The 4,294-nt window shown below is 74.4% G+C and carries 5 protein-coding genes; 1 reads left to right on the forward strand and 4 read right to left on the reverse strand.

The genetic code is table 11. From position 1 onward, the window contains the following. A partial coding sequence (locus tag KBX39_RS24665; RefSeq protein ID WP_210872739.1) for a DUF4127 family protein occupies positions 1 to 1,642 on the forward strand: 1,642 nt, incomplete at its 5' end. A gap of 35 nt (positions 1,643 to 1,677) precedes the next feature. Here KBX39_RS24665 and KBX39_RS24670 read toward each other — a convergent pair. The 4 genes from KBX39_RS24670 to KBX39_RS24685 all read right to left on the reverse strand — a co-directional run. Beyond that, positions 1,678 to 2,394, reverse strand: a complete 717-nt coding sequence (locus tag KBX39_RS24670; protein WP_210872741.1) for a VOC family protein — start codon at positions 2,392 to 2,394, stop codon at positions 1,678 to 1,680. A gap of 81 nt (positions 2,395 to 2,475) precedes the next feature. Next, positions 2,476 to 2,808, reverse strand: coding sequence for a TfoX/Sxy family protein (locus KBX39_RS24675; RefSeq protein WP_043329771.1), 333 nt, complete (start codon positions 2,806 to 2,808; stop codon positions 2,476 to 2,478). Between the two features lie 40 nt (positions 2,809 to 2,848). Continuing rightward, entirely contained in the window at positions 2,849 to 3,442 is a 594-nt protein-coding gene (locus KBX39_RS24680; protein ID WP_030500339.1) for an NTP transferase domain-containing protein, read from the reverse strand. A gap of 140 nt (positions 3,443 to 3,582) precedes the next feature. After that, a partial coding sequence (locus KBX39_RS24685) for a DNA polymerase (RefSeq protein ID WP_247660548.1) occupies positions 3,583 to 4,294 on the reverse strand: 712 nt, incomplete at its 5' end.

Below are 4,294 nucleotides of genomic sequence, written 5' to 3' on the forward strand. Positions count from 1 at the left end.
GAAGAGAAGAACCCTTCTTGCGGCCACCGGCGCGGCCGGCCTGGCCACCGTCGCCCTCGGCGGCCCCGCGTTCGCCCGGCCCGCCGGCCGGCGACCGAGCGTGGCGCTGGTGCCGCTGGACGACCGGCCGGTCAACACGTACTGCGCGGAGATGACCGGTGCGAGCGCCGACGCCGAGGTGCTGCTGCCGCCGCGGAACCTGCTGGGCCGTTTCTTCACCCCCGGTGACGGCGCCGGCATCGCCCGCTGGCTCGACGGCGCCGACCGCGTCGACGGGTACGTGATCTCGGTGAGCATGCTGGCGTACGGGGGCCTGATCGCCTCGCGTACCGCCGCTCCGGCCCTGGCCGACGCGTTGCGCAACCTGGAGGCGATCCGGCGGCTGCGCGCACGCCGGTCCGACGCGGTGATCGAGGTGCACGACACGATCCAGCGGCTCGCCATCACCAGCACCGGCACCGACCTGGACAACTACCGTGACCTGCTGGTCCAGTGGGCCAAGCTGTACGACCAGGTGGTCAACCTGGGCCAGGAGGCGCTGCGGGGCCAGCTCGACGCCGTGCGGGCGCGCATCCCGGACGCCGTGGTCGAGGACTACCTGGCCGCCCGGGCACGCAACCACCAGGTCAACCGGCTGATGGTGGAGTGGGTCGCGGACGGGACGATCAGCCACCTGGTGCTCTCCGAGGACGACACCGCGCCGGTCGGCCTGGCCCGCGCCGAGCGGGTCGAGCTGGAGGCGCTGGTGGCGCGGCTCGGCGTCGGCGACCGGGTGGAGATCTTCCCCGGCGCCGACGAGGTCAACGCGCTGCTCGTCGCGCGCGTCGTCGCGGCCGGCGCCGCGCCCACCTACCGGGTGGAGTACGCCGGGGTGTCCGGCGAGGGGTGGACCGCCGCGCTGGAGGGCATCCCGTTCGCGGAGAACATCCGCCGGCACGTCACCTCGGTGGGCGGCCGGGTGGTGACCGGCGACGCGGACATCGTCCTCGCGGTGAACACCCCGTCGGCGGCGGCCGGGCAGCGGGCCGCCGACCTGGACGCGTTCGTCGGCCGCATCGGTGAACTGCTGGCCGCCGGCACCCAGGTGATCGTGGTGGACCCGCTGATCGTCAACAAGGGCGACCACGACCTGGTGTCCCGGATGGAGTCCCGGCTGGACCTGCCGGCGCTGCTGTCGTACTCGGGGTGGAACACCGGCGGCAACGCGCTCGGGCTGGCGCTCGCGCACGGCACCGCGCGGTGGGCGTACCTGCGTTCGTCCGGCAGCGGCTTCGGCGTGCCGGAGCTGCGCGGGCCGGCCCAGGCGCACGCCGAGTACCTGCTCTACCGGTTCGTCAAGGACGACCCGTGGAAGAACGTGGTGCAGGTCGAGGCGTACGCGCACGCCCGGGCGCAGGGCTGGGATCCGCTGGCGCTGACCGCCGAGCAGAAGCGCTACTTCGACGGCTGGGTACGCGACCGGCTGGTGCCGCTGACCGAGCGGTACTTCGCCGACCACTTCGCCGGGCACGAGCTGGTGCTCGGGGTACGCGGACGTAAGACCTTCACCGCGACGCTGGACCGGGTCACGGCGGTGCGGGTCGAGCTGCCGTGGGACCGGCTGTTCGAGGTCACGCTGGAGCCGAGCCTGCGGCTGCGCTGACCGGTGCGGGTGCGGTCCCCCGGGCCGCACCCGCCTCAGCGGGGCGTCAGCAGGCAGAACTCGGTGCCGTCCGGGTCGGCCAGCACCACGTCGCCGGCGGTGTGCCGGCCCGTACCGGCCCGGGTCGCGCCGAGCGCCAGCAGCCGGTCGATCTCCGCGTCCCGGTCGCCGTCCGCGACCAGATCCAGGTGTACGCGGTCCCGCCCGCCGCTGGGCATCAGTGGCGGGCCGCTCCAGGTGACCTTCGCGCCCCCGCGCGGCGACTGGATCGCGGTCTCCTCGCCGTGGTCCCAGACCAGCGGCCAGCCCAGCGCCTCGGTCCAGAACAGGCCGGCCGCCCGGGTGCCGTCGCAGTTGACAGCGCCGACCGGGCCGCAGCCGGCGAGGAAGGTGTTGCCTGCCCCGATGACGCAGAACTCGTTGCCCTCCGGGTCGGCGAGCACCACATGGTCGTCGTCCGGCCCCTGGCCGATGTCGATGTGCCGCCCGCCCAGCGTCAGCGCCCGGTCGACGGTGTCCCGCTGGGCCTGCGGCGACGCGCTGGTCAGGTCGAAGTGGATCCGGTTCTGCACGGTCTTCGGCGCGTCGCTGGGCAGGAACCGGATGCGGACGTCGCTGTGGGCGTCGCCGCCGAGCGCCACGCCCTCGCGCGGGTCGTCGAGGATCTCCCGGCCGAGCACCCCGGACCAGAACCGCGCGAGCCGCCGCGGGTCGCCCGCGTCCATGCTGACCGCGTAGAGGTGAACCGCCATCCGTCGTCTCCGATCCCCCGCTGCCGACTGGCCGCAGCGTAGGACGGGCCGGGCCGGGCGCGCACCCGGATATCCGGCGGGCTACTTCGCCGGCAGCGTACGCGCGAAGCGGACCCCCCGGTCGACCCAGCGGGCCAGGTCGGCGTCGCGCTCGCAGGCGGCGGGCGACACGGTGACCCAGCCGCGCATCACCCAGCCCCGCATGACGGTCGCCTCGGCGCCGGGCTCGGCGAGCGCGCGCTCGGCCTCGGCCGGGTCGACCCGGACCATCAGGCCGCCCGCGCCGCGCACCACCACCGCCATGTTGCCGCGCAGCATCATCGCCAGGCCGCCGAACATGCGCCGCTCGGTGATGCCGGGCTCACCCCCGAGACGTTCGCGTACGCGGTTCGCCAGGTCCTCGTCGTAGGCCACGGTCCGATCCTGGCACCCGGGTCCGACAGGCGGGCGCGCCTCAGGCGCCGACGCGCTGTTCGGGGATGGACAGGCCGTACAGCGCCATCAGCTCCGGACTGTCGATCCGGCTGCCGTCGGCCACCGAGTCGCAGGCGATGTCGACGATCTGGTCCTTGTGCGCCAGCAGGTACGGCCGGGCGCCGACGTCGGCGCTGGCGAGCGTGGCGATGCCGGACCAGTGGCGGCGGCCGAACAGCATCGGGTAACCGCGCAGCCCGTCATAGGTGGCGCAGACCAGCACGTCCGGGTACGGCAGCGCGGTCACCCGGCGGACCGCCGCCGCGGTGAGCCCGGGCATGTCCACCGGCACCACGACGACGGCCTCGATGTCGTCGTCGGTGAGCGCGGCGAGCCCGGCCCGGATCGAGGAGCCCACGCCGGTGCCCCACGCGCGGTTGACCACGACCGTGGCGCCGGTCAGGTCGGTGGTCTGACGCACCTGCTCGGCCGCCGCGCCCAGGACGACCACGACCTGTGCGCAGCCCGCCTCGGCCATCGTGTCGATCATCTGGCTGACCAGCGGCTTCTCGCCCTGGTGCAGCAGCGCTTCGGGTCCGCCGATGCGGCGGCCGCCTCCGGCGGCGATGATCATTGCAGCGATCCGGTTCAGCGGTGCCCCCTCGATCAGGGGACGGACCGGGCACAGCCGCCCGGTCCGTCCCGTCGTACGCACACCGGGCCCAACGAGCACGACCGGATGCGGGTAGCGGGGCAAAACGGAAATTTGCGTGACTATGCCGCGTCTGCGTAGCAGTCGACAGTGGACGTGTCGAGCGGGAACCGGACCGGAGTGTCGCCGAACAGCAGCCGCGTGGCCCGCGCGCCGGCCGCGGTGACCGCCTCCGCGACCGCCGCCGCCCGCCCGGCCGGACAGTGCACCACCACCTCGTCGTGCTGGAAGAACACCAGCTCCGCCTCCGTGCCCGCCAGCTCGGTGCGCAGCGTCGCCAGCAGCGTGGAGGCCCACTCGGCGGCAGTCGCCTGGATGACGAAATTACGGGTGAAACGACCACGCGACCGGGCCGCCCGGGCCGACGGGCTGTGCGGGTCGGCCTCGCCGTCGGGCAGCACCTCCTCACCCTCGGCGAACCCCGCCGACCCCGGCGGGCAGGTACGCCCCAGCCAGGACCGGACCAGCCCGCCCGCCTCACCGGTGCGCGCCGCCGCCTCGACGTAGCCGAACGCGGTCGGATAGTTCTTCCGCAACACCGCCAGCGCCGGCACCGCCGCGCCGCCGGTCTGCCCGTACATCGCCCCGAGCAGGGCCACCTTGGCCCTCGCCCGGTCACCGGCGAACGCGTCCCGGGCCAGCGCGGCGTACAGGTCACCGGCCCCACCCGCCGCAGCGAGCCGCTCGTCACCGGAGACCGCCGCGAGCACGCGCGGTTCGAGCTGGCCCGCGTCGGCGACCACGAACGTCCAGCCCGGGTCCGCCACCACTGCC

It is taken from the genome of Micromonospora sp. D75 (assembly GCF_018070405.1).
In the GTDB taxonomy this organism is placed as follows: Bacteria; Actinomycetota; Actinomycetes; order Mycobacteriales; family Micromonosporaceae; genus Micromonospora; species Micromonospora chalcea.

Excerpts from the sequence above, each read along its gene's own strand:
- KBX39_RS24670 (WP_210872741.1), bottom strand. The coding sequence starts at position 2,394 with ATGGCGGTTCACCTCTACGCGGTCAGCATGGACGCGGGCGACCCGCGG.
- KBX39_RS24680 (WP_030500339.1), bottom strand. The coding sequence starts at position 3,442 with ATGATCATCGCCGCCGGAGGCGGCCGCCGCATCGGCGGACCCGAAGCG.